Annotated in this window: 19 protein-coding genes; all 19 read left to right on the top strand. The window is 58.5% G+C overall.

All coding sequences use genetic code 11. The features are described 5' to 3' along the window. Nucleotides 1-6 precede the first annotated feature (6 nt). The gene (locus tag N2A98_RS05195) at nucleotides 7-1,356 is read left to right on the top strand and encodes a DUF2169 domain-containing protein (protein ID WP_078802519.1); all 1,350 of its coding nucleotides are present in this window, start codon (nucleotides 7-9) and stop codon (nucleotides 1,354-1,356) included. A gap of 1 nt (nucleotide 1,357) precedes the next feature. Continuing rightward, nucleotides 1,358-1,714 carry a DUF4150 domain-containing protein gene (locus N2A98_RS05190; RefSeq protein ID WP_047712633.1) on the top strand — a complete coding sequence of 119 codons (357 nt, stop codon included), beginning with the start codon at nucleotides 1,358-1,360 and terminating at the stop codon, nucleotides 1,712-1,714. A 3-nt stretch (nucleotides 1,715-1,717) separates the two neighbouring features. Next, nucleotides 1,718-2,887 (top strand): hypothetical protein, encoded by a 1,170-nt coding sequence (locus N2A98_RS05185; protein WP_143480594.1) that lies wholly within the window; start codon nucleotides 1,718-1,720, stop codon nucleotides 2,885-2,887. 12 nt (nucleotides 2,888-2,899) lie between these two features. Beyond that, nucleotides 2,900-3,880, top strand: coding sequence for a hypothetical protein (locus N2A98_RS05180; RefSeq protein WP_078802518.1), 981 nt, complete (start codon nucleotides 2,900-2,902; stop codon nucleotides 3,878-3,880). Between the two features lie 69 nt (nucleotides 3,881-3,949). Next, nucleotides 3,950-5,056: a type VI immunity family protein gene (locus N2A98_RS05175; RefSeq protein WP_078802517.1), complete on the top strand. Its 1,107-nt coding sequence runs from the start codon at nucleotides 3,950-3,952 to the stop codon at nucleotides 5,054-5,056. A gap of 136 nt (nucleotides 5,057-5,192) precedes the next feature. Next, entirely contained in the window at nucleotides 5,193-6,041 is an 849-nt protein-coding gene (gene icmH / locus N2A98_RS05170) for a type IVB secretion system protein IcmH/DotU (protein ID WP_275623100.1), read from the top strand. 134 nt (nucleotides 6,042-6,175) lie between these two features. Then, the gene (gene yaaA / locus N2A98_RS05165) at nucleotides 6,176-6,955 is read left to right on the top strand and encodes a peroxide stress protein YaaA (protein ID WP_275623099.1); all 780 of its coding nucleotides are present in this window, start codon (nucleotides 6,176-6,178) and stop codon (nucleotides 6,953-6,955) included. Nucleotides 6,956-7,844: 889 nt separating this feature from the next. Further along, nucleotides 7,845-9,161, top strand: coding sequence for a nucleotide sugar dehydrogenase (locus N2A98_RS05160; protein WP_032893483.1), 1,317 nt, complete (start codon nucleotides 7,845-7,847; stop codon nucleotides 9,159-9,161). 83 nt (nucleotides 9,162-9,244) lie between these two features. Beyond that, nucleotides 9,245-10,726 (top strand): mannuronan synthase, encoded by a 1,482-nt coding sequence (alg8, locus tag N2A98_RS05155; RefSeq protein ID WP_161794312.1) that lies wholly within the window; start codon nucleotides 9,245-9,247, stop codon nucleotides 10,724-10,726. A 37-nt stretch (nucleotides 10,727-10,763) separates the two neighbouring features. Continuing rightward, nucleotides 10,764-11,930, top strand: a complete 1,167-nt coding sequence (locus N2A98_RS05150; protein ID WP_003188739.1) for an alginate biosynthesis protein Alg44 — start codon at nucleotides 10,764-10,766, stop codon at nucleotides 11,928-11,930. An 8-nt stretch (nucleotides 11,931-11,938) separates the two neighbouring features. Next, complete coding sequence (gene algK / locus N2A98_RS05145; RefSeq protein WP_275623098.1) at nucleotides 11,939-13,444, top strand: alginate biosynthesis TPR repeat lipoprotein AlgK; 1,506 nt, start codon at nucleotides 11,939-11,941, stop codon at nucleotides 13,442-13,444. Next, complete coding sequence (locus N2A98_RS05140; protein ID WP_032893487.1) at nucleotides 13,441-14,931, top strand: alginate export family protein; 1,491 nt, start codon at nucleotides 13,441-13,443, stop codon at nucleotides 14,929-14,931. Before algK ends, N2A98_RS05140 begins: the two co-directional genes overlap by 4 nt. Further along, a complete protein-coding gene (gene algG / locus N2A98_RS05135; protein ID WP_032893489.1) occupies nucleotides 14,931-16,499 on the top strand; it encodes a mannuronan 5-epimerase AlgG in 1,569 nt (522 codons plus the stop codon). The genes N2A98_RS05140 and algG overlap by 1 nt, the downstream gene beginning before the upstream one ends. An 11-nt stretch (nucleotides 16,500-16,510) precedes the next feature. Further along, entirely contained in the window at nucleotides 16,511-17,959 is a 1,449-nt protein-coding gene (locus N2A98_RS05130; protein WP_275623097.1) for an alginate O-acetyltransferase, read from the top strand. Nucleotides 17,960-17,967: 8 nt separating this feature from the next. After that, entirely contained in the window at nucleotides 17,968-19,077 is a 1,110-nt protein-coding gene (locus tag N2A98_RS05125; RefSeq protein WP_014717003.1) for a mannuronate-specific alginate lyase, read from the top strand. 226 nt (nucleotides 19,078-19,303) lie between these two features. Next, nucleotides 19,304-20,836, top strand: coding sequence for an MBOAT family protein (locus tag N2A98_RS05120; RefSeq protein ID WP_032893491.1), 1,533 nt, complete (start codon nucleotides 19,304-19,306; stop codon nucleotides 20,834-20,836). An 11-nt stretch (nucleotides 20,837-20,847) separates the two neighbouring features. Continuing rightward, nucleotides 20,848-22,020: an alginate O-acetyltransferase gene (locus N2A98_RS05115; RefSeq protein ID WP_275623096.1), complete on the top strand. Its 1,173-nt coding sequence runs from the start codon at nucleotides 20,848-20,850 to the stop codon at nucleotides 22,018-22,020. A gap of 16 nt (nucleotides 22,021-22,036) precedes the next feature. Next, nucleotides 22,037-22,693: an alginate O-acetyltransferase AlgF gene (locus N2A98_RS05110; protein ID WP_034134560.1), complete on the top strand. Its 657-nt coding sequence runs from the start codon at nucleotides 22,037-22,039 to the stop codon at nucleotides 22,691-22,693. A 152-nt stretch (nucleotides 22,694-22,845) separates the two neighbouring features. Continuing rightward, nucleotides 22,846-24,297, top strand: a complete 1,452-nt coding sequence (locus N2A98_RS05105) for a mannose-1-phosphate guanylyltransferase/mannose-6-phosphate isomerase (protein WP_032893494.1) — start codon at nucleotides 22,846-22,848, stop codon at nucleotides 24,295-24,297. Nucleotides 24,298-24,799: the final 502 nt, after the last annotated feature.

The following is a 24,799-nucleotide window of genomic DNA, read 5'->3' as shown; positions in this document are numbered from 1 at the left end:
GGCGTCATGGAATTTCGCAATCTGACGCCTTTTGATGCGCTGTGTTTCAGTGCGCTGGGCATGGACGACCAAGAGTACCCGGTTCTGGTTTTGAAGGTGGGCTATCGGTTGATACCCATTGACGACCAACCGGGGCAGTTTCGGGCCGAGGTACTGGATGAGGATCCGTTGGCCCTATGCACCGCTGATCGCTACTACGGCGAGGAAGGGGCAAGCAGCGTCTGCGAGGAAAGCGACCTGGCGCCATTCAAACCACGCTGTGATGTGATCGTTGCGGGCCATGCTCATGCGCCACAAGGCCAACCAGCAACGCAGTGGACCGCCGGGCTGCGCATCAGTGCGCCGCTGGCGCCGCCGCCCAGCATCGAGGTGCCCCTGCCGACGCCGCTGAGTCCCGGCGAACGACTGACCGAGTACCAGCTAATGGAATGGCAAGCCGCCCGGCAAGAAGCTTTTAAGCGTCGGGCCGATGCGCCGAGGCGCCATTACTTGCTGGACAAGCAACTCAAATTCACCGGCCCTCGCCAATTTCGTCACAGCTTGTTCGGCGGCTGGCAATTGTCCGAACCTCAGCCCGCAACGTGTGTTCCGCTGCGCTGGGAATATGCCTTCGGTGGCAGCAGCGTAGTGCCTAATCCCGAGCACGCGGTTGATGCAAACACCCCGCCCTATCTGCTCAACGAAGTTTGCTACAGCAACCCACTGGGCTGCGGCTGGATCGACAAGCGTCAAGAAGACCTTGGCTATCAACTGGACAAGCCGCTGCGCGAACTTCCCGCGCCACAGATCGAGCCCATCGACAAACCGGTGTGGCGTCTGGATCGGGTCAAACACCCCGAGGATGAACCGGACGCCCGTGGCATGGCGCAGCTCGCGGCCAGCTACAAAAACCAACCGGTTGGATTCGGCGTGGTTGGGCGTGCCTGGGCGCCTCGCCTGCCCTTGGCCGGGAGCTATGACGAGGACTGGCAGCGGGAACGCTGGCCGGGCTTGCCACGGGATTTCGACTTTGCCTACTGGAACGGTGCGCCGGTTGATCAACAGATCGAATTTCCGCCGCCCGCGTTTCGTCTTGAACTGTTCAACCTGACCGCCCCTGGCCTTACGCCCGACGGCACATTGTGCGTCGAACTGCCCGGCCATCGCCCGTTTGTCCTAATGCGCCTGCACAAAGGCGCCATGCTGCCATTGCCCATGCTCACCGACACCCTGCGCATCGACACCGAAGCCATGACCTTGGCGCTGACCCACCGCATCAGCCTGCCCAATCACTTGGGCATTCGCGTATTGGAAGCGCGCTTCGAGACGGATCCGAATGCACCGCTGATCAAACGCGCAGCAAAGGAGGCGCTCTGACATGGCCGATAACGTCATCGCTCGCAAACAAGGCAAATGGAAGGTGGTCAGCATCGTCCCCGACGTGTGCAAGACGCCGATGGGCAGTGCCGTCCCGCCGGTGCCCTACCCGGTCACCGCCGAGCTGAAAACCGCTACCGGCGTGGCCAAATCGGTACGTGCCAACGGCAGGCCAGTGGTGGTGTTCGACAAGAGCCTGGTACCGACCACCAAGGGGGATGGAGCTGGCGCCGCCAAAGGTATCAAGAGCAACACAGTCGGCGGCAAATGCTACCCGTTGGAGAAGAGCAGCAGCGTACGCGCCGAAGGCAAGTTGGTAGTGCGCCATGACGACAAGTTCTGGATGAATGGGGCTTAGCGCATGGCCGAACCAATCAACTTGGCACCGGTGCGGGTGCATGCGGTCAGTGTACCCGTCCGACGTCCTGCCGACAGCATCGCCGGCCCGGACGAAATGATGCTACAGCTCGGCGAGAACGGCGGCGTGCAAGTCGACCTGTTTGGGCGGGATGCACAAGGTAATGAACTGCACGAAAGCCGGGAAATGCAGGAGTATGAATACGAGGAAATGCGCAAACGCTACTTGCGCGCCGAATTGGCGACGATGCCGCCGTTCAGTTCGTTCAAGAGTGGCAACACCATTGGGCGGGTGGTGGGTGAGACGGTGCCTGCAGCAGTTTCGGCTTCGCAGGCAAACCCAACCATAGAAACGCAAACAGAGGCAGAAAAAGGGTGGTGGACTAGTGCAAGCCCGTGGGTTCACGGCGGCCTGGATGTCCTAGGCTTCGTACCTGGACTGGGTGCAATCCCAGATTTGATCAACGCTGGCATCTATGCTGCTGAAGGCGATGCGGTGAATGCTAGCCTCTCAGCAGTTGCCGCGATTCCCTTTGCAGGCGATGCGCTAAAAGGCGGTGTACTCATTGGAAAAGGCATCAACAAAGCCGGAGTTCAGGGTGGCAGGGAGGTATCCGAAAGAGCTGCACGTGCCGTTGAAACAAAGGCAGTAGATCCGGCTTTGCCTAAAGGAAAAAATGGCGGGAAATTTTTAGGTAATGAAAAGTGTTTATTGCGCCCTTACAAACCAGACACATGCAAAGCACAAGGTTTGACAGGCCACCATGTCGTACCAGATCGTGCGTTCAGACAAGGTCCACGCCAAGGCCCCAACAGAAAACAAATCCCTGGAGGTCTTTCCGAGTCAGAGGGATTAGTGCTCTGTGTAAGAGGAAAAGGACTTACGGACCAACATGGAAAAATACACAAGTTTTATGACCCTCTTGAAACAGCACTTGGATTATCTGAGACCCCACCCGGAACCACTACCCTGCTAAAACTTGAAATAATGGGTGCACTTGCAACGGCACGCGTCACCGGGTGCAACTCTGGCGTGTTGGCCGCTCAATTACGTACATACCATGAAACCAAAGGTTTACCTTCACAATTTAGAGTCAGAGCTGATAAATCGGGAAAACTTATAAGATCTACCCCACCTGGATCCCTTGGCACATTCGGCGCTGGTGATTTCTAAAGGAAGTTGAAAATGCCCTCAAAACAACAAAACTCGCTGATTATGAATACTGGATCAGCAATCAACAGGGACATGTATTACATGTCATGCTCATTCGTAGATCGCACTTTTGACGAACCTTATTCTCGACTTTTTTTCTACCAAGACAAGAATAAGGACAAGTGGTTCTATCATGACCTGCCAGACTGGCATGTGGTCTCAACCTGCTTCCCTCCGCCGACCTCAGGAGCAACACGTAAAATCTACGCACTCAGCGAAGAAGGCTACATTGAGTGCTTTAGCAGAGATGCAATTAGCGTTGAAAAGATACGAGATGCCGGCCTCGACCCATCCAGCAAAATGTATGGATACGTCAACAAAATAAAGTATATAGACGGTCAGTTGTATAGCTGTGGCCACAGAGGACAGATCTATAGAAGAAACGAGTCCGCCTGGGAGCATTTTGATGATGGCATACTTCAAAAAAACAAGTTAATCATAGCAAACACTGACATGAGCTTTATGGAGAGCGTAAAGCTTTCCATAGACGAAACCCTTGACTTGTTTGATATAGACGGTTCAACGGGCGATATCTACGTTGTCGGAACTGATGGCTTTGTAGCAAATCACGATGGAGCCCAATGGCACAAATTACCTCGCCTAACAGCCGCTGACCTTCACTGTATCTATATTTCATCCTCTGGAATTGTCTGGGTCGTTGGTTCACAGGGGACAATAATCAATGGGAGCGCACGATTAGGTTTTAAAGTGCTCGCTCGAAAGAAAATAGATGCTGACTTTTATTCAGCAACTGAATTCCAAAATGACATCTACATCGGAGCCAATAACGGCATTTACAAACTTATCGACAACACAATCAAAAAGGTCGACATCACCGCTAAAGAGGTCAGCTCCATCGAATCAAAAGACGGCGTCTTGTGGGCACTTTCATCTGAAAAATTACTGCGTTTTGACGGGGTTCGCTGGGACGAGTTTGTCCACATAGATAACTAACCACGTCTACAAATCTAATAACCACCCTCCAAAACTATGTATTTTTTGAAGATATACCGGAGGCAAACCATGAATGAAGAGCAGCTTTTCAAAGACTTCGATGCCCATCGGTGGGACTTCACCATTGTCGACAAAGAAGACGAAGAGCAGCCGGTCCTTCAAGTTGGGCTAGTGGTAACTTTTTACCTGGCAGATGCTTACCTTCCAGCTCGCCGAAAACACATTGCTGAGGCGTTTGAGCTTTACTGTAGGCATTTCGGTGAAAAACTGATTTGGGGATACATGGGCAGTGAAAAAATAATAAAGCAAGATTTTTGCCCGCAGACGATGAACAGATGCCTTTCTTACATTCAATCTGATGGATTTTCTGACTCGGCGTCTTTTATGTGGTCATCACAACAAGGGTTCGAGCATCCAGGGAAATACATGTTCGAAGCACTACTTCCAGTGGAATGGTTCGAGCGAATTCACAGCGCGCTAACAACAATAAGATTCTATCTTCCAGTAGAAGAACTAAAAAACAAGGGAGGCATTAACTTTGAAAAACTCATTGTAGACATGTGCAACATTTTACGCCCTTTGCATGGATCCGCAGGACTGGGCATTCAAAATAGTTACGAAATACAAAATTATCAGCACGTCGAATATGAGCTATTAGAAAACTATAGGGGCTTGGATTTAACGCTCTTGATTGCAAACGAGAGCTGGCGCACCGGCTACAGCAACCTCAACTGGTATACCTACCTTGCCCACCATTGGGTAAGCAAATTAGGGACAACCGAGGATTTGCTCGAACAACTCAACGACATACGCATAGGCATTTTGCCTTACGAATGGGGCACTATTTTTCGTGCTGGAGACTGGCCTGCCTTGGGCAAAGCGGATGTCGACCCTCGCCCCGAGCTGTATGTGATGGTCAATGAAGTGCTCAAACCCTTGCGAGTCAGCAATATTGGCTCGCTGCACTACGGCTCGATTGCCGGTGAAGTGCGCCTCAACGAGCGCACCAGCAACCAATGGATGCGCCGTTTTGACCTTCCCAGCGACTCGCCGAAGCACCCGCCTTCACCGCTTTATCGCCGTATATCAGCAGCGGAGCAACAACAGTTGAACGTAAGCACGCAGATGCTTGGTGACCTTTTCAGCCAAGCCCCTGACGGTAAATTCAAACTGTAATCAACCCCTTCTGGCTTCAGCTAATACAGGCTCTGTCGCCTTCACTGGCAAGGCCTGAGCATCGGCAACGGGGTCGGCGTCGACCTCAGTGATTAATTGCCGGAATTGGAGCAGTTGTGCACGACTGGAGAAAAAAATGAGTGAGCCCACACCCAGCAAAAACATGCCTACAACAGGACATAACAATCAGCTCTTCAACTACTTGCCACAGGACGCCAGTAACGAAGTGGCCGACCTCACCGTGGAGCAAGCCAAGCCGAAGCCGCCCGTACTGCTGGCAGACCCTGAATACGATATACGCGGCGTGGCCTGGAACCCGCTGTGCGACGCCGCCACGCCGCTGATCGGCCTGGTCATCCGCCTGCGCCGTCTGGACCACCACGATGACGTACCGGCGCTGTACCAAAGCGTCAGCAACCAAATCATCGCGATCATGGAAGAAGTCCGCCAGCTCGACTACGACGCCAGCATGCTCAAGGCCTACTCCTACAGCCTGTGCCTGTTGGTGGACGAGGTGGTTATGCGTACCACTTGGGGCAGGCTCTCTACCTGGAGCGCCCGCTCATTGCTCAGTCAATTCCACGGCGAGACCCAAGGCGGCGAAAAATTCTTCACCATCATGAACAACATGATTGCCGAAGCCGCCAAGTACCAGCATGTGCTGGAGTTCATGTACCAATGCCTGATCTCAGGCCTCAAAGGCAAATACGGCGCCCATAGCAAGGGCGATGACGAAATACACAAAATCATCGACCAGTTGCACGGTCTGCTGCGCCCTCTTCGTGGCGAAACACCCAAGCGCCTGACCGACCCGCTGACCAACGTCGCGCCGCGCAACTACCGGATCAAACGCGCCTGGCCATTGTGGACGCCGTGGGCCATGGCTGCCGTAGTACTGACGGTCGCCTACACGGTCTACTCGATTCGCTTGAACACCATCACCCAGCAAGTATTGGCGTCTCTGGAGCGGATCCTCAGCCTCTAGTCGTTTTCCAGAGCGCTCGTCCAGCGGTCGTATCGGCGCCAACATGTGCCTATCACCATCATAGGTGGAGTCAAAACGCCCAACCCCCTAGAATCGCGCCCACGCTACACGCCACGATTCCAGGAGCCAACTTCATGCTGATGGTGATTTCCCCCGCCAAAACCCTCGACTTCGAGTCCAAGCCGGTCACTGCGCGCTTCACCCAGCCGCAGTACCTGGACCACTCCCAGGAACTGATCGAGCAACTGCGCGAACTGAGCCCGGCGCAAATCAGTGAGTTGATGCACGTCTCCGACAAGATCGGTGGCCTCAACGCCGCGCGCTTCGGCAGCTGGACGCCGGCTTTCACTCCAGACAACGCCAAGCAGGCGCTGCTGGCGTTCAAGGGCGATGTGTATACCGGCCTGAACGCCGAGACGTTCAGCGATGCCGATTTCAGCTACGCCCAGGACCACCTGCGCATGCTCTCGGGGCTCTACGGCTTGCTGCGCCCGTTGGATTTGATGATGCCGTACCGCCTGGAGATGGGCACCAAGCTGGCCAATGCCCGTGGCAAGGACCTCTATGCCTTCTGGGGTACGCGCATCAGCGAGTGGTTGAATGAAGCACTGGCCGAGCAAGGCGACGATGTGCTGCTCAACCTGGCGTCCAATGAGTATTTTTCGGCGGTCAAGCGCACGGCGTTGAAGGCGCGGATCATCAATACCGAGTTCAAGGACCTGAAGAACGGTCAGTACAAGATCATCAGCTTCTACGCCAAAAAGGCCCGAGGCATGATGAGCCGGTTTGTGATTGAAGAACGCATCAACGACCCGGCGAAGCTCAAGCAGTTCGATGTGCAGGGTTACCGCTTCAATGCGGAGCAGTCCAAGCCGGACAACCTGGTGTTTTTGCGCGATCACGCACCGGAATAAGGCCTTGCCCCCCTCTTTTAGACAATGAGATCCAACTGTGGGAGCGGGCTTGCTCGCGAAAGCAGGGTGTCAGTCGATACATGTATGACTGAAACACCGCTTTCGCGAGCAAGCCCGCTCCCACATGTTTGTTCGCATTTCAGGCGCAGATACGTCATTTATTTGGCGTCAAAAAATATTTCGACACATCCCTAACAATTTCTTCACTCGACACTCGTCGGTTTTTTTCGTAGTGGCACCACTTTTTTTTAACGGTAGTGGCACAAAACTATCCTCTCGCACCAACTCCCCATAACTACTGGCCTAAATAGCAAGTGCTATCAATATAGTACCAGTGCCATCTTTTCTAATATTTCAAAAAATTTCCGGAAAGGGGATGAGCGGCCCGGAACTTCGTCCTGAAGCACCGCTCATACCACCGGTAACGAAATTCTCTGTTTACGTAAGAGATGACTTACATACCGACCAATGGAAGTAGCCAAGTTGTCATAAAGCACTTTGGCTCGAGGGTCATATCATCAACTGATTGAGTTGAGGGCGGCGATAAGGACTCATTGCCAACCCCCTAAAGGCCAAGGCAGCGCTGACCTAAATGAGCCAGTGTTAACACCCAAGGCATTGATATCAAAAGGCTTCTTGCCTGTATCAAAGCCCAGCGGCACTGGCGCCGGACCCTTCCGCCACGGAAAACCGGCTGCATTTCAGGGCAAGCCCCAATAACAAGGCCACGTTGCGCACAACTTGAGTGCAATAGTTAGTCACTCGCTATTTAACATGCCTGCACGCGGTAAGTCGGCGTCTATTCGCCTAACTTTCGCGGCATCAGTGACGCTTGCAAACATGAACTCCGGCCATCTAATGGCATGATTTAAACATAGAGGTAATTGCGATGCGCATCAGCATATTTGGTTTGGGTTACGTTGGCGCCGTGTGTGCCGGTTGCCTGTCTGCCCGTGGCCATGAAGTGGTCGGCGTAGACATCTCCAAGGAAAAGATCGACCTGATCAATGCGGGTAAATCCCCCATCGTTGAACCGGGTCTGGGCGAACTGTTGAGCCAAGGCATCGCAACCGGTCGACTGCGCGGTACCACCAACTTCGCCGAAGCCATCCGCGACACCGACCTGTCGATGATCTGCGTGGGCACGCCGAGCAAGAAAAACGGCGACCTGGAACTCAACTACATCGAGTCGGTATGCCGCGAAATCGGTTTTGTACTGCGTGACAAGACCACCCGCCACACCATCGTGGTGCGCAGCACCGTACTGCCAGGCACCGTGGCCAACGTGGTGATCCCGATCCTCGAAGACTGCTCCGGCAAGAAAGCCGGCGTTGATTTCGGCGTTGCGGTCAACCCGGAGTTCCTGCGTGAATCCACCGCCATCGCTGACTACGACCTGCCGCCGATGACCGTCATTGGTGAGTTCGACACTGCCTCCGGCGATGTCCTGCAGTCGCTGTACGAAGAACTCGATGCGCCGATCATCCGCAAGGACATCGCCGTCGCCGAAATGATCAAGTACACCTGCAACGTGTGGCACGCCACCAAAGTCACCTTCGCCAACGAGATCGGCAACATTGCCAAGGCTGTCGGCGTCGACGGTCGCGAAGTGATGGAAGTGGTCTGCCAGGACAAGACCCTCAACCTGTCCCAGTACTACATGCGCCCAGGCTTCGCCTTCGGTGGCTCGTGCCTGCCAAAAGACGTGCGCGCCCTCACCTACCGCGCCGGCTCCCTGGACGTGGAAGCGCCGCTGCTCAACTCGCTGATGCGCAGCAACGAGTCCCAGGTACAGAACGCCTTCGACATCGTCTCCAGCCACGAAAAACGCAAAGTTGCGCTACTGGGCCTGAGCTTCAAGGCCGGCACCGACGACCTGCGCGAAAGCCCCCTGGTAGAGCTGGCAGAAATGCTGATCGGCAAGGGCTACGACCTGAGCATCTACGACAGCAACGTCGAATACGCCCGTGTACACGGCGCGAACAAGGACTACATCGAAGGCAAGATCCCCCACGTGTCGTCCCTGCTCAACTCGGATTTCGATGATGTGATCAACAACTCCGACGTGATCATCCTCGGTAACCGTGACGAGAAGTTCCGTGCCCTGGCGCATAACGCTCCGGAAGGCAAACAAGTGGTCGACCTGGTGGGCTTCATGTCCAAGGCCACCAGCGTGAGCGGCCGTACCGAAGGTATTTGCTGGTAACAGCAACGGCAAGTTTCAGGCTGCAAGTGGCTTTATCCCCAGCGCTTGCAGCCTGAAGCCTCCTCACCTTGCGGATGACGCTTATGTCCAAGTTAAAACATGTATTTCTGCAATCGGCCGGCTGGCTGTTCTTTCTCAGCCTGCTGATGGGTCTCGCCCTGCTGTTGCCGGCGAGCACCTTCGATTCGCAATCGAAGAATTTTATTTTCCTGATTGGTGCCGTGGGTATCTGGCGCTACTCGATGGGCGCGACGCATTTCTTTCGCGGCATGCTGTTCCTGTACGTGGTGTACCCGCACCTGCGCCGCAAAGTGCGCAAGCTGGGCAAAGCCGCCGACCCGTCCCATGTGTTCCTGATGGTCACCAGTTTTCGTATCGACGCGCTGACCACCGCCCAGGTCTACAGCTCGGTGATTCGCGAAGCCATCGACTGCGGCTTCCCCACCACCGTGGTGTGCTCGCTGGTGGAAATGTCCGATGAGCTGCTGGTCAAAAGCCTCTGGGAAAAGATGAACCCGCCGGCTCACGTCAAGCTCGACTTCGTGCGTATCGCCGGTACCGGCAAGCGTGACGGCCTGGCCTTCGGTTTTCGCGCCATCTCGCGTCACCTGCCGGACGACCGCGCCGTGGTTGCCGTGATTGATGGCGACACCGTGCTGGCCGAAGGCGTGGTGCGCAAGACCGTGCCGTGGTTCCAGCTGTTCGGCAATGTCGGCGGCCTGACCACCAACGAATTCTGCGAAGTGCGCGGCGGCTACATCATGAGCGAATGGCACAAACTGCGCTTCGCCCAACGCCACATCAACATGTGCTCCATGGCCCTGTCCAAGCGCGTGCTGACCATGACCGGGCGCATGTCGGTGTTCCGTGCCAGCGTAGTGACCGACCCGGGCTTTATCGCCGACGTGGAAAGCGACTCGTTGCAACACTGGCGCCTGGGCCGCTTCAAGTTCCTCACCGGGGATGACAAGTCCAGCTGGTTCAGCCTGATGCGCCTGGGCTACGACACCTTCTACGTGCCGGATGCCGCGATCAACACCGTGGAACACCCGCCGGAAAAGAGCTTCATCAAGGCCAGCCGCAAGCTGATGTTCCGCTGGTACGGCAACAACCTGCGCCAGAACTCCCGCGCGCTCGGCCTGGGCGTGCGTCGCCTCGGCCTGTTCACCAGCGTGGTGTTGTTCGACCAGCGCGTGTCGATGTGGACCTCCCTGCTCGGCCTGACCGTGGCGATGATTGCCACCTTCAAGTACGGCGGCGCGTTCATCCTCGCCTACCTGCTGTGGATCGGCATTACCCGCCTGATCCTCACCCTGCTGTTGTCGTGCTCTGGCCACAAGATCGGCCCGGCCTACCCGCTGATTCTCTATTACAACCAGATCATGGGCGCGTTGGTGAAGATCTACGTGTTCTTCCGCCTTGATCAACAGTCCTGGACCCGCCAGGACACCAAACTGACCCGCGATTTGGCCAGCTTTCAACGTTGGTTCAACACCTGGTCGTCTCGGACCATGACCTTCTCCGCCGGCAGCATCTTCGTTGCCGTGTTGCTGATGATGGTCTGACCCAGCCAAGCCTGAATTAACCTAGGAATTACACCCGATGAATAGCCAAGTAAACGCCAACGTTGTCCACGAATCCGAAGCCCAGCGCCAACACGCCCGGGTGAAAATCCCGGCCAAGCTGCGTTTCTTCAACAGCGACCGCACGCCGACTGAAGCGAAGGTTATCGACCTGTCCGCCGGCGGCCTGGCCTTCACCGCCACCCAGCCGCTCACCATCGGCCAAGTGCACAAAGGCCGCCTGCAGTTCGTGATCGATAACCTCGGCCTGGCCATGGACGTGGAGCTGCAGATTCGCTCCTACGACCGCCAGACCGGCCGCACCGGTTGCCAGTTCCAGAACCTCGATGCCCAGGATATCTCTACCCTGCGCCACCTGATCACCTCGCACCTGTCTGGCGACATCGTGACCATGGGCGACGTACTCGCGACCCTGCAACGCGACAACTTCACCAAGGCGCGCAAGGTCAAGGACGGCGGCAGCGGCATGACCGCGTTCGGTCGCCTGCGCGCTGTGACCTTCAGCCTGGCAATCTTCTTGGTAGGCCTGGCGGCCTTCGGTTTTGTGGTCAAGTCGCTCTACGGCATGTACTTCGTCAGCCACGCCCAGGCCGGCCTCGTCAGCGTGCCGGGCATGAACGTGACCATGCCCCGTGACGGCACCGTGCAAAGCCTGCTCAAAGGTGATTCGGTAGCAGCCAAAGGCGCGCCACTGGCAACCTTCAGCACCAGCATGCTCGACGTACTCAAGGGCCACTTGGACGAAGACCAGTTGCAACCGGCCAAGGTTGAAGAGCTGTTCGGCAAACAAATGACCGGCACCCTGACCTCGCCTTGCGATTGCGTGGTGGCCCAGCAACTGGTCGCCGACGGCCAGTACGCCAGCAAGGGTGATGTGATCTTCCAACTGGTGCCACGCGGCAGCCAGGCCAATGTGGAAGCGCGCTTCAGCTATCGCCAGTTCGGTGACGTGCGCCCAGGTACGCAGGTGAACTTCCAGGTCGCCGACGAAGAACAGATGCGCACCGGCACCATCGTCAGCAGCACCAGCCTGAACAGCGCCGACCTGTCTTCTGACATCCGCGTGCAGATCAAGCCTGACGCACCGCTGGACAGCACCTACGCCGGCCGCCCGGTGGAAGTCACCAGCGACCGTGGCCCATCGCTGAACTGGCTGATCGACAAAGCCATGGCCCACGGTCTGTAAGCGAGGACATGCCTGTGATGACTCTCTCAAAAACACCACAATCCCTGTGGAAGCGGGCTTGCTCGCGAAAGCAGTGTGTCAGCCAACACATGCATCAACTGACAGGGCCTCTTCGCGAGCAAGCCCGCTCCCACATTGGTTCTGTGTGCACATTGGCACTGGCAATCTCGCTGACCGGTTGCGCCGGCCTGCCCGACCAACGCCTGGCCAACGAAGCCCTCAAGCGCGGCGACACCGTCACCGCGCAGCAGAATTACCAGCAACTGGCGGAACTGGGCTACAGCGAGGCCCAGGTGGGCCTGGCCGATATTCAGGTCGGCACTCGCGACCCGGCGCAAATCAAGCAGGCAGAAGCCACCTACCGTGCAGCGGCAGACACCTCGCCCCGCGCCCAGGCGCGTCTTGGTCGCCTGTTGGTAGCCAAGCCCGGCGCCACCGAGGCCGAACACCATGAAGCCGAAAGCCTGCTGAAAAAAGCCTTTGCCAATGGCGAAGGCAATACCTTGATCCCGCTGGCAATGCTGTACCTGCAATACCCCCACAGCTTCCCCAACGTGAATGCCCAACAGCAGATCAGCCAATGGCAGGCAGCCGGTTACCCGGAAGCCGGCCTGGCCCAAGTGCTGCTGTATCGCACCCAGGGTACCTACGACCAGCATCTGGATGACGTGGAGCGCATCTGCAAAGCCGCGCTGAACACCACCGATATCTGCTACGTCGAACTGGCCACGGTCTATCAGAAAAAACAGCAGCCGGAACAACAGGCCGAACTGCTCAAGCAGATGGAAGCAGGCGTAAGCCGTGGCACCGTCACCGCCCAGCGCGTCGACAGCGTCGCCCGCGTACTCGGCGATGCCACCCTTGGCACCCCGGACGAAAAAACCGCCCAGGCGTTGCTTGAAAAAATCGCCCCAGGCTACCCGGCGTCCTGGGTCAGCCTGGCGCAACTGCTCTACGACTTCCCTGAATTGGGCGATGTCGACCAGATGATGAAGTACTTGGACAACGGCCGCGCCGCCGACCAACCACGCGCCGAATTGTTGCTGGGCAAGCTCTACTACGAAGGCAAGTGGGTGCCCGCCGATGCCAAGGCCGCCGAGGCGCATTTCGAGAAAGCCGTGGGCCGTGAAGTGGCCGCCGATTACTACCTCGGCCAGATCTACCGCCGTGGCTACCTGGGCAAGGTTTACCCGCAAAAAGCCCTGGACCACCTGCTGACCGCAGCGCGCAACGGCCAGAACAGCGCCGACTTCGCCATCGCCCAACTGTTTTCCCAAGGCAAGGGCACCAAGCCCGACCCATTGAACGCCTATGTCTTCAGCCAGTTGGCCAAGGCCCAGGACACGCCAGAAGCCAATGACCTGGCCACCCAGCTCGAAGCGCCGCTGACCCCTGCGCAACGCGCCGAAGGCCAACGCCTGGTGCAACAGGAACTGGCCGCCCGCGGCACCCTGGCCCAAAGCACGCTGCAACTGCACGCCCTGCAAGAAGAAGACGGCGAGGAATCCCTATGAAGCTCAACCCATTCGTCAAGGCCGGTATCGGCCTGTCCTTCGCCCTGCTGTGGTCGTGTCCGACCCTGGCCGCGCTCACCGAAGCCAAGAACTTCGGCCTGGAAGTCAAAGCCACCGCGCAGTCTGAAGATGACCGCGACCTCGGCACCCAGAAAGGCGGCGACGTCAACGGCATCGGCCTCGACCTGCGCCCCTGGATCTACGGCGAAAGCGGCGCGTGGAGCGCCTACGCCATGGGCCAGGCCGTGGTGTCCAGCGACATCATCGAGACCGACACCCTGCAACAGTCGGCCGATGACACCACCGAACAGCAGTCGAGCAACGACGACCGCAAGGCCAAGAAAAACTACTTGGCCCTGCGTGAGTTCTGGGTCGGCTACAGCGGCTTCACGCCCTACCCCGGCGAGATCCTCAAGTTCGGCCGCCAGCGCCTGCGCAATGACGACGGCCAATGGCGCGACACCAACATCGAAGCGCTGAACTGGACCTTCGACACCACCTTGCTCAAGGCCAATGTCGGCGCCGCCGAACGCTTCAGCGAATACCGCACCGACCTCAAGGAACTGTCACCGGTCGACAAAGACCGCCAGCACTTCTACGCCGACGCTGCCTACCAGTGGACGCCGGGGCAGTGGATCGGCGTGCGCGGCCACCACACCCACGACGACGGCAAGCTCGACTACGCCGAACCGGGTGTGGCCAGCGACCCGTTGGACAAGCGCGAAAACGGCGACCTGACCTGGCTGGGCATCGAAGCCAACAGCGACGCCTACAACTGGCGCAACACCAACACCGTCAACTACTGGGCGAGCATCACTGGCATGCGCGGCGACCGCGACAAGGTCAACGCCTTGAACGCCGACGGCACGCGCCCCACCAGCGCCAAGCGCAGCGATGACCTGAGCGGCTGGGCCACCGACATCGGCGTGCGCCTGCGTCTGGACCCGCAGTGGCAAGTCGGCGCGGCCTATTCGCGCGCCAGCGCCGAGTACGAGCAGAACGGCCTGCAAAGCAACCGTTCGAACTGGACCGGCACCCAGTCCCGCGTGCATCGCTTCGGTGAAGCGTTTCGCGGCGAGATGAACAACATGCAGTCCATGAGCCTGTTCGGTTCCTGGCAACTGCGCGAGGACTATGACGCCAGCCTGGTGTACCACAAGTTCTGGCGCGTGGACGGCAACAAGCCGGTGGGCAGCAACGGTATCGACGCGGTGCAGAACAACACCGATGACGTCACCGGCGCGATCCTCTCCAGCACCTCCCTGCCGTTGGAAGACGGCAAGAAAGACCTCGGCCAAGAAATGGACCTGGTGGTCACCAAGTACTTCAAGAAAGGCTTGCTGCCAGCCGCGCTGAGCCAGTCGATCGACGAGCCTTCAGCCCTGGTGCGTTTGCGTGCCGGCGTGTTCAAGCCCGGCGATGCCTATGGCAGCCAGGTCGACTCCTACATGCACCGCGCGTTTGTCGACGTGGTCTGGAAATTCTGATGGGAGCCTGCGCCATGAATGCTCAAAGCCTACTCGTCGCGGCAATGCTGATGGCCAGCGCCACAGCGTTCGCCGATACGGCGGCCAAGGCGCCGACCATCGCCAAGGAACTGCAACAGGCCAAGACCTACACCATTTCCAGCCCGCCCACCGCGCCGCTGGAAATGGCCAAGCCGGCGCTGCCGGATCTGTCGGGCTACACCGCGCAGGCGATGGAAAAGAAAATCGTCAAGACCAAGGCGGGCAAAATCAGCATCCGCCGCATGATGCAGGAAGACGCGCTCAAGGACTTTATCGGCGGCGACAACAAGATGGCCGAATGGGTGGTGCGCCAGCACGGCATTCCCCAGGCGATCTTCGTCGACGACGGCTACATGAACCTCAAGGACCTGCTGGGCAAGGTGCCCAAGCAGTACTTCAGCGAAACGTCGCCGGGCGTGTTCCTGGCCAAGTTGCCGATCGTGGTAGGCCGTAAAGGCATCCTCGATATCGACAAAAACACCCAGGAGCTGCGCCTGTCCCAGCAAGCCGGTTCGTTTTTGATCAACGACGGCCAGCTGTTCGTGCGCGATACCAAGGTCACCGGCTGGGATGAAAAAGCCAACGGCCCGGCACTGTTCAAGTCGGCCAAGGAGTTCCGCCCGTTCCTGCTGGCCTGGGGCGGCACCGAGACCTATATCTCCAAGACCAAGATGGCGAGCTTCGGCTACGCCAACAGTAAGTCGTACGGGGTGAGTATTTCCCAGTACACGCCGAACATGGCCAAGGTGCTCAAGCGCCCTGAGCCGACCGGTTGGATCATCGATTCCGAGTTCTCGGACATGTGGTACGGCTTCTACTGCTACGAGACCACAGGCTTTGTGATCAAGGGCAATACCTACAAAGACAACATCGTCTACGGCATTGACCCCCACGACCGTTCCCACGGCCTGATCATCGCGGACAACACCGTGTACGGCACCAAGAAGAAGCACGGCATCATCATTTCCCGGGAAGTGAACGACAGCTTCATCTTCAACAACCGCAGCTATGACAACAAGCTCTCGGGCCTGGTGATCGACCGTAACAGCGTGAACAACCTGATCGCCGACAACGAGATCTACCGCAACCACACCGACGGCATCACCCTCTATGAGAGCGGTGACAACCTGCTGTGGGGCAACAAGGTGATCAGCAACCGTCGCCACGGGATCCGCGTGCGCAACAGCGTGAACATCAAGCTCTACGAAAACACCTCGATGGCCAACGGGCTGACCGGCGTGTACGGCCACATCAAGGACTTGACCGACACCGACCGCGACATCGCCCTCGACCCGTTCGATGCCAAGGTGTCGCTGATCGTGGTCGGCGGTGAACTGGCGGGTAACGGCAGCGGACCGCTGTCCATCGATTCGCCGTTGAGTATCGAGCTGTATCGCGTGTCGATGCTGGCGCCGACCAAATCCAGCGGCATCAGCTTCTCCGGCATCCTGGGTGACCGCCAGGAAGAAATTCTCGACCTGCTGGTACGCCAGCAGAAAGCCGTGCTGATCGACCCCGTCGAACGCCAGACCGAATTGCAGGACTGAGGATGACCCTTATGCACCCACACATGATCAAACTGCTGAGCCTCTCGGGTCTGACCCTCGGCCTGCTGGCGGCCAGCCAGGGCGTACGCGCCGATGAGGTCAAAGCCCCAACCTTCACCGCCGAACCGTGCTGCAGCCTGTGCCCGGCCGCCCATGACGCGAAGAACTACACCACGCGCTACCAGCAGAACTTCACCACCCTGGTGCAAGCCCAGGGCGACTGGCTGTTCCGTACCCAGGAAGACCTGCGCACCGAATTCGACACCACCCCGGCCGGCTACAAGCGCATGCAACAGTTGCACGATGCGTTCAAGAGCAAGGGCGTGGAACTGGTCGTTGTGTACCAGCCAACCCGTGGCCTGGTGAACCGCAACAAGCTCAACCCCGAGGAAAAGGCCAAGTACGATTTCGACAAGGCCCTGACCAACTACAAGACCATGCTCGGCCGCTTCGCCAAGATGGGCTACGTGGTGCCAGACCTGTCGCCGCTGAGCAACGAACAACTGCCGGATGAATTGCCAGCCCACGATTTCTACTTCCGTGGCGACCAGCACTGGACCCCATACGGCGCCCAGCGCACCGCGAAAATTGTCGCGGCCAAGGTCAAGCAGATGCCGGAATATGCCGAGATTCCCAAGCGTGAATTCGAGACCAAGCGCTCGGGCCGCATGGGCAAGACCGGCACCCTGCACAACATGGCCGGGCAACTGTGTGGCACCAGCTATGCGATCCAGTACATGGACCAGTTCACCACCGAGCCCAAGGGCGAAGCCGGTGACGGCGACCTGTTCGGCGATTCGGGCAACCCGCAGATCACTCTGGTGGGCACCAGCCACAGTGGCAAGAACTACAACTTCGCCGGCTTCCTGGAAGAAGAAATCGGTGCCGACATCCTCAACGTCGCCTTCCCCGGCGGTGGCCTGGAAGGTTCGATGCTGCAGTACCTGGGCAGCGATGAATTCCAGAAAAGCCCACCGAAGATCCTGATCTGGGAATTCTCGCCGCTGTACCGCCTCGACCAGGAAACCATCTACCGCCAGATGATGGCGCTGCTGGATAACGGCTGCGAAGGCAAGACCGCGCAAATGTCGGCCAGCGCCACGCTCAAACCCGGCAAAAACGAACTGATGGTCAACAGCGCCAACAAAGACCTGCGCAACGCCAACCACCAGGTCGATATCCGCTTCGCCGATCCGTCGGTGAAAACCTTGCAAGCCACCCTCTGGTACATGAACGGGCGCCACGAGGACATCAAGATCGAGAAACCCGAAACATCCGATACAGACGGGCGTTTCGCCTTTGAACTGCGCACCGATGAAGACTGGGCCTCGCAGAACTTGCTGGCCGTGGAAGTGCAGGGCCCCGAAGCGGGCGCTGCAGCGCAGAAGGTTGAAGCGAAAATTTGCACACGCAACGTATTTCCAAGCGGTGGTCAGCAGACCGCCCAACTCGGGAAGTGAGGTTACCTATGCAAAAGTTATTGCTCCCTGGCCTGCTGGGCCTGGCCATGTTCGCAGGTTCCGTCAATGCGGCGGCGCCACTGCGTCCGCCCCAGGGCTATTTCGCACCGATCGAAGCATTCAAGACCGGCGACTTCAAGAATGATTGCGACAGCATGCCAACGCCCTACACCGGGCCGTTGCAGTTTCGCAGCAAATACGAAGGCTCCGACAAGGCCCGTTCGACCCTGAATGTGCAGTCGGAAAAAGCCTTTCGCGACAGCACGGCCGACATCACCAAGCTGGAAAAAGACACCAGCAAGCGCGTGATGCAGTTCATGCGTGACGGCCGCCCACAGCAGCTCGAATGCACCCTGAACTGGCTGGTGTCATGGGCCAAGGCCGATGCGTTGATGTCCAAGGACTTCAACCACACCGGCAAGTCGATGCGCAAATGGGCATTGGGCAGCATGGCCTCGGCCTATGTGCGCCTGAAGTTCTCCGAGTCGCAGCCACTGGCCAAGCACCCGCAGGAAGCCCAGCAGATCGAAGCCTGGTTCAACAAGCTGGCCGACCAGGTGGTGAGCGACTGGGACAACCTGCCCCTGGAAAAAACCAACAACCACTCCTACTGGGCCGCCTGGTCGGTGATGGCAACGTCCATCGCCACCAACCGTCGCGACCTGTTTGATTGGGCGGTGAAGGAATACAAGGTCGGCGTGAACCAGGTCGATGACCAGGGCTTCCTGCCAAACGAATTGAAGCGTCAGCAACGCGCCCTGTCGTACCACAACTACGCGCTGCCGCCGCTGTCGATGATCGCCAGCTTTGCCTTGGTCAACGGCGTGGACCTGCGCCAGGAAAACAACAGCGCGCTCAAGCGCCTGGGTGACAAGGTGCTGGCCGGGGTGAAAGACCCGGACATCTTCGAACAGAAGAACGGCAAAGAGCAGGACATGAAGGACCTCAAGGAAGACATGAAATTTGCCTGGCTTGAGCCCTTCTGCACCCTCTACACCTGCGCGCCGGATGTGATCGAACGCAAGCATGGCATGCAACCGTTCAAGACCTTCCGTCTGGGGGGTGACCTGACCAAGGTCTACGACCCGGCGCATGAAAAAGGCAACAAAGGTTCCTGACAAATTAATTGAAGAAATGGGTTCCCCATGTGGGAGCGGGCTTGCTCGCGAAAGCGGTGTGTCAGTCGGCACATCTGTAACTGAACTGCCGCTTTCGCGAGCAAGCCCGCTCCCACAGTTTGAACCGGTTTCGTCAGTAGAAATGCAATACAGCCTCCCCCGAAATCGTGGGGGGGTTTGGGGGGGCTCTGGCCCTTGACTGTTGGTTAAACATGGAGAGATCGGGATGGTTTTCTCGTCCAATGTGTTCCTGTTTCTGTTCTTGCCGATCTTCCTCGGCTTGTACTATTTGAGCGGGCAACGCTATCGCAATCTGCTGCTGCTGATTGCCAGCTACGTGTTCTACGCCTGGTGGCGAGTGGACTTCCTGGCGCTGTTCGCGGCCGTCACGCTGTGGAACTACTGGATCGGCCTAAAGGTCGGTGCCGCCGGTGTACGCACCAAGCCGGCGCAGCGCTGGCTGTTGCTTGGCGTGGCGGTCGACCTGTGCATCCTCGGCTACTTCAAGTACGCCAACTTCGGTGTCGACAGCATCAACGTGATGATGAAGTCGGCCGGCCTGGAGCCGTTCATCCTCACCCACGTGCTGTTGCCGATCGGGATCTCGTTCTACATCTTCGAGTCCATCAGCTACATCATCGACGTGTACCGTGGTGACACCCCGGCCACCCGCAACCTCATCGACTTTGCGGCGTTCGTGGCGATCTTCCCGCACCTGATCGCCGGGCCCGTGCTGCGCTTTCGCGACCTGGCCGACCAGTTCAACAACCGCACCCACACCCTGGATAAATTTTCCGAAGGCTGCACGCGGTTCATGCAGGGTTTCATCAAGAAGGTCTTTATTGCCGACACCCTCGCGGTGGTGGCCGACCATTGCTTCGCCCTGCAAAACCCCACCACGGGCGATGCCTGGCTTGGCGCGCTGGCCTACACCGCGCAGCTGTACTTCGACTTCTCCGGCTACAGCGACATGGCCATTGGCTTGGGCTTGATGATGGGTTTCCGCTTCATGGAAAACTTCAAGCAGCCCTACATCAGCCAGTCGATCACCGAGTTCTGGCGGCGCTGGCACATCAGCCTGTCCACCTGGCTGCGTGACTACCTGTACATCACCCTGGGCGGCAACCGTAAAGGCACGCTGACCACTTACCGCAACCTGTTCCTGACCATGCTGCTCGGTGGCCTGTGGCACGGCGCGAACATCACCTACATCGTGTGGGGCGCCTGGCACGGCATGTGGCTGGCGATTGAAAAAGCCATCGGCCTGAACACCGCGCCGCGCAGTTTCAATGTATTGCGCTGGGCGTTCACCTTCCTGCTGGTGGTGATGGGCTGGGTGATCTTCCGCGCCGAAAACCTGCACGTCGCAGGGCGTATGTACGGTGCGATGTTCAGCTTTGGCGAATGGTCACTGTCGGAACTCAACCGCGCCAACCTCACCGGCCTGCAAGTGGCAACCCTGGTGGTGGCTTACGCAACGCTGGCGTTCTTTGGCCTGCGCGACTTCTACACCAACCGCCCTGCCGACAAGACCAAGCCAGCCGACCCAAGCCTGATCAAGGCCGTACCCGGCGACAACCCTGGCAGCATCCACGAGCCCGGTTTCAGCGTGGGCCGTGACGCTGCCGTGCAACCGGCCTACTGGACCGCTGACTGGCCACGCTACGCCATGCGCGGCGCGGTACTGCTGCTGTTCGTGGCGTCGATTCTCAAACTGTCGGCGCAGAGTTTCTCGCCGTTCCTTTACTTCCAATTCTGAGGGAGCCGACCATGACCCGTTCATTACGCGTCCTCTACATCAGCCTGTTCCTGGTGCTGTTGCTGGCACTTGGCGCCTGGTCGCTGCGCAGTTTCTTTGGCTTCAGCACCAACGCCGATGCCACCGTGCTCAACGGTCGCTGGACCAAAGCCGTCGAGACCCACTACGACGACGAGTTCCCGATCAAGCGCCTGGGCACCAACCTGTGGGCGGCGCTGGACTACAAGCTGTTCAATGAAGGCCGCCCTGGCGTGGTGCTGGGCCGTGATCACTGGTTGTACAGCGACGAGGAGTTCAACCCCGCCGTCAACGAAGACCAGAACCTGCAAGGCAACTACGCGCTGGTCGAAGGCGTGCGCCAGAAGCTCAAGGCCCAGGGTATCCAACTGGTGATGGCGATCGTGCCGGCCAAGGTGCGCCTGTATCCGGAGCATCTGGGTGAAGTGAAACCGGCCAGCGTGCACGCCAATCTGTACCAGGATTTCCATGCTCGAGTGGCGGCGGACAACATTCCGGCCCCGGACCTGCTCGGCCCGCTGCAACAGGCCAAGCTGAGTGGCAAGCAAGTGTTCCTGCGCACCGACACCCACTGGACCCCAGACGGTGCCGAAGTCGCCGCCAAGCAATTGGCCAAGGCGATTGCCGACAAGACCCCACTGAGCGGCGAGCCGCAGCGTTTTGTCACCGAGGCCGAGAAAACCGAGCCGCATAAAGGCGACTTGCGTTTGTTCCTGCCCCTGGACCCGCTGTTCGAAAACATGATGCCGCCTAAAGAGCCGCTGGAAAAACGCGTCACCCACCTGGCCGAACAGAAAGGTGACGACGCGCTGTTCAGCGACAGCGAAACCCCGGTGGCACTGGTGGGCACCAGCTACAGCGCCAACCCCAACTGGAACTTCGTCGGTGCGCTCAAGCAAGCCTTGCACAGCGACGTGGTCAGCTACGCCGAAGACGGCCACGGCCCGATCCTGCCGATGCTCAGCTACCTCAAAAGTGATGACTTCAAGAACAGCCCGCCGCAGGTGCTGATCTGGGAGTTTCCTGAACGCTATCTGCCCGTTAACAACGAAATCGGTGATGCCGACCCGGCCTGGGTTGCGCAGCTTAAACAAGCCGGCTCGCGCCAACAGAACATGGCAATCAACACATCTAAATCCGAGACGCCCGACCGGGCGCAAAACTGAAAGAGAGGTAACTCACATGACTTTCACTACAACTCCTCGTCGTCTCGCTAAAACCCTGGCAATCGCTGCGGGCCTGAGCTTCGTATCCCTGTCGGCCTTCGCTGGCGGTGACGCCGCCCTGTACGGCCCGACTGCGCCAAAAGGCTCCAGCTTTGTGCGTATCTACAACGCCAGCAACCAGGAAGTCAGCGCCACCGTCGGCAGCACCAACCTCAGCGACGTTGCGCCACTGGCCAGCAGCGACTTCAGCTTCATGCCCGGCGGTGACTACAGCGCCAAGGTCGGCAGCCAGACCCTGCCGGTCAAGCTGGCCGCCGACCACTACTACACCCTGGTCAACAGCGGCAGCGGCCAGCCGCAGTTGATCGAAGAGCCACCGTTCAAGAACAAGCAGAAATCCCTGGTGCGCGTACAGAACCTCAGCGACAAGGCCCTGACCCTGAAAACCGCCGACGGCAAGACCGATGTGGTCAAGTCGGTGGCTGCCAAGGGCCGTGGCGAGCGTGAGATCAACCCGGTGAAAGTGAGCCTGGCGTTGTATGACGGTGACAAGAAAGTCGGCGATGTGAAGCCGGTTGCGTTGGAACGCGGTGAAGCGGCGGTGCTGTATGTCACCGGCTCAGGTTCGAGCCTGTCGCCAGTGTGGGTGAAACGCCCGGTATCGACCCGCTGATTAGCTTTTGAAATTGACGCTCGTCCCTTGTGGGAGCGGGCTTGCTCGCGAATGCAGTGGTTCAGTTGCAGATGTGCCGACTGACACCCCGCTTTCGGGAGCAAGCCCCCTCCCACAGGCTCTGACCCAAACTGATTCAAGGAGAAACACCCATGATCCCAGTAATCCTTTCCGGTGGTAGCGGCTCACGTCTTTGGCCGCTTTCGCGCAAACAGTTCCCCAAGCAGTTCCTGGCTCTGACCGGCGAGCACACCTTGTTCCAGCAAACCCTGGAGCGCCTGGTGTTCGAAGGCATGGACGCCCCCATCGTGGTCTGCAACAAAGACCACCGTTTCATCGTCAACGAGCAACTGAGCGCACGCAAGCTCGACTGCCAGCGCATCCTGATGGAACCGTTCGGCCGCAACACTGCCCCGGCCGTGGCCCTGACCGCGATGATGCTGGTCAACGAAGGCCGTGACGACTTGATGCTGGTACTGCCCGCCGACCACGTGATCGACGACCAGAAAGCCCTGCAACGCGCCCTGGCCCTGGCCACCGTGGCCGCCGAGCGTGGCGAGATGGTGCTGTTCGGCGTGCCAGCCACCCGCCCGGAAACCGGCTATGGCTACATCAAGTCCACCAACGATTCGCTGCTGCCTGAAGGCGTGAGCCGCGTGCAACAGTTCGTGGAAAAGCCCGATGAAAAACGTGCGGTCGAGTTCGTCAAAAGCGGCGGCTACTTCTGGAACAGCGGCATGTTCCTGTTCCGCGCCAGCCGCTTCCTCGAAGAGCTGAAAAAGCATGATCCGGACATCTACGACACCTGCGTGCTGACCCTGGAACGCAGCGAGCAGACCGCCGACACCGTGACCTTCGACGACGCCACCTTCGCCTGCTGCCCGGACAATTCCATCGACTACGCCGTGATGGAAAAAACCCAACGCGCCTGCGTGGTGCCATTGGCTGCTGGTTGGAGCGATGTGGGTTGCTGGGCTTCGCTGTGGGCGGTCAACGATAAAGACGCCAACGGCAACGTGAGCAAAGGCGACGTGGTGATCCAGGACAGCCGCAACTGCATGGTGCACGGCAACGGCAAACTGGTGTCGGTGATCGGCCTGGATAACATCGTGGTGGTGGAAACCAAGGACGCGATGATGATTGCCCACAAGGACAAGGTCCAGGGCGTCAAGCAGATGGTCAACACCCTCAACGAGCAAGGCCGCAGCGAAACCCAAAACCACTGCGAAGTCTATCGCCCGTGGGGTTCCTACGACTCGGTGGACATGGGCGGGCGCTTCCAGGTCAAGCACATCTCGGTCAAGCCGGGCGCGTGCCTGTCGCTGCAGATGCACCACCACCGCGCCGAACACTGGATCGTGGTCAGCGGCACCGCCGAAGTCACCTGTGACGAGAACGTGTTCCTGCTCTGCGAAAACCAGTCCACCTACATCCCCATCGCCTCGGTGCACCGCCTGCGCAACCCGGGCAAGATCCCGTTGGAGATCATCGAGGTGCAATCGGGCAGCTACCTGGGTGAAGACGATATCGAGCGCTTCGAAGATATCTACGGGCGCTCGACACCGGTTGAACGTGGCGTATCGGTGAAAACTATCGCGCAGTAAAACAGTCGTACAAGAAGCCCTCGCCCAGCCCATTGCGTCCCCTATCCGCAGTGGGTTGGGTGGGGGCTTTTTCTTTGGGGTTTGTGGTGCCTGTACAGGCGTCATCGCAGCATAGGTATCTACACAACTTCGGGTAGTGCGCCGAACCTGTGGCGAGGGAGCTTGCTCCCGTGGCGACCGGACAGCCGATGCTTATCTACCTGACGCCCCGCGATCAAACTGTGGGAGCGGGCTTGCTCGCGAAGGCGGCCTGGCAGTCAACACAGTTGGATTGTGTACATATCCATTGCTGCGGTAACGGCCGCTTAGGGTTCCGCTCTGACAGCGGCTCACTTTTGAACAGCGCAAAAGTAAGCAAAACGCTCTTGCCCCACCACTCGGCACCTCGCTTAGGCTCGGTGTGCCCGTAATTCGCCAGCGTGGTTTAACGGGGCGCTTGAGATCAAGATCACAAGCAGATCAAGATCAAGAGCGGCTCGCTTCGCATCGTGGTTACCGTTGG

The sequence above is a fragment of the Pseudomonas sp. FJ2-5-13 genome (assembly GCF_029201605.1).
Taxonomy (GTDB): domain Bacteria; phylum Pseudomonadota; class Gammaproteobacteria; order Pseudomonadales; family Pseudomonadaceae; genus Aquipseudomonas; species Aquipseudomonas lactis.
Note: the sequence above shows the minus strand (reverse complement) of the source record. Positions and strands in the feature narration are given on the sequence as shown.

Coding starts and splice junctions, on each gene's coding strand:
- N2A98_RS05195 (WP_078802519.1), top strand. CDS start 7: ATGGAATTTCGCAATCTGACGCCTTTTGATGCGCTGTGTTTCAGTGCG.
- N2A98_RS05190 (WP_047712633.1), top strand. CDS start 1,358: ATGGCCGATAACGTCATCGCTCGCAAACAAGGCAAATGGAAGGTGGTC.
- N2A98_RS05185 (WP_143480594.1), top strand. CDS start 1,718: ATGGCCGAACCAATCAACTTGGCACCGGTGCGGGTGCATGCGGTCAGT.
- N2A98_RS05180 (WP_078802518.1), top strand. CDS start 2,900: ATGCCCTCAAAACAACAAAACTCGCTGATTATGAATACTGGATCAGCA.
- N2A98_RS05175 (WP_078802517.1), top strand. CDS start 3,950: ATGAATGAAGAGCAGCTTTTCAAAGACTTCGATGCCCATCGGTGGGAC.
- icmH (WP_275623100.1), top strand. CDS start 5,193: ATGAGTGAGCCCACACCCAGCAAAAACATGCCTACAACAGGACATAAC.
- yaaA (WP_275623099.1), top strand. CDS start 6,176: ATGCTGATGGTGATTTCCCCCGCCAAAACCCTCGACTTCGAGTCCAAG.
- N2A98_RS05160 (WP_032893483.1), top strand. CDS start 7,845: ATGCGCATCAGCATATTTGGTTTGGGTTACGTTGGCGCCGTGTGTGCC.
- alg8 (WP_161794312.1), top strand. CDS start 9,245: ATGTCCAAGTTAAAACATGTATTTCTGCAATCGGCCGGCTGGCTGTTC.
- N2A98_RS05150 (WP_003188739.1), top strand. CDS start 10,764: ATGAATAGCCAAGTAAACGCCAACGTTGTCCACGAATCCGAAGCCCAG.
- algK (WP_275623098.1), top strand. CDS start 11,939: ATGCCTGTGATGACTCTCTCAAAAACACCACAATCCCTGTGGAAGCGG.
- N2A98_RS05140 (WP_032893487.1), top strand. CDS start 13,441: ATGAAGCTCAACCCATTCGTCAAGGCCGGTATCGGCCTGTCCTTCGCC.
- algG (WP_032893489.1), top strand. CDS start 14,931: ATGGGAGCCTGCGCCATGAATGCTCAAAGCCTACTCGTCGCGGCAATG.
- N2A98_RS05130 (WP_275623097.1), top strand. CDS start 16,511: ATGCACCCACACATGATCAAACTGCTGAGCCTCTCGGGTCTGACCCTC.
- N2A98_RS05125 (WP_014717003.1), top strand. CDS start 17,968: ATGCAAAAGTTATTGCTCCCTGGCCTGCTGGGCCTGGCCATGTTCGCA.
- N2A98_RS05120 (WP_032893491.1), top strand. CDS start 19,304: ATGGTTTTCTCGTCCAATGTGTTCCTGTTTCTGTTCTTGCCGATCTTC.
- N2A98_RS05115 (WP_275623096.1), top strand. CDS start 20,848: ATGACCCGTTCATTACGCGTCCTCTACATCAGCCTGTTCCTGGTGCTG.
- N2A98_RS05110 (WP_034134560.1), top strand. CDS start 22,037: ATGACTTTCACTACAACTCCTCGTCGTCTCGCTAAAACCCTGGCAATC.
- N2A98_RS05105 (WP_032893494.1), top strand. CDS start 22,846: ATGATCCCAGTAATCCTTTCCGGTGGTAGCGGCTCACGTCTTTGGCCG.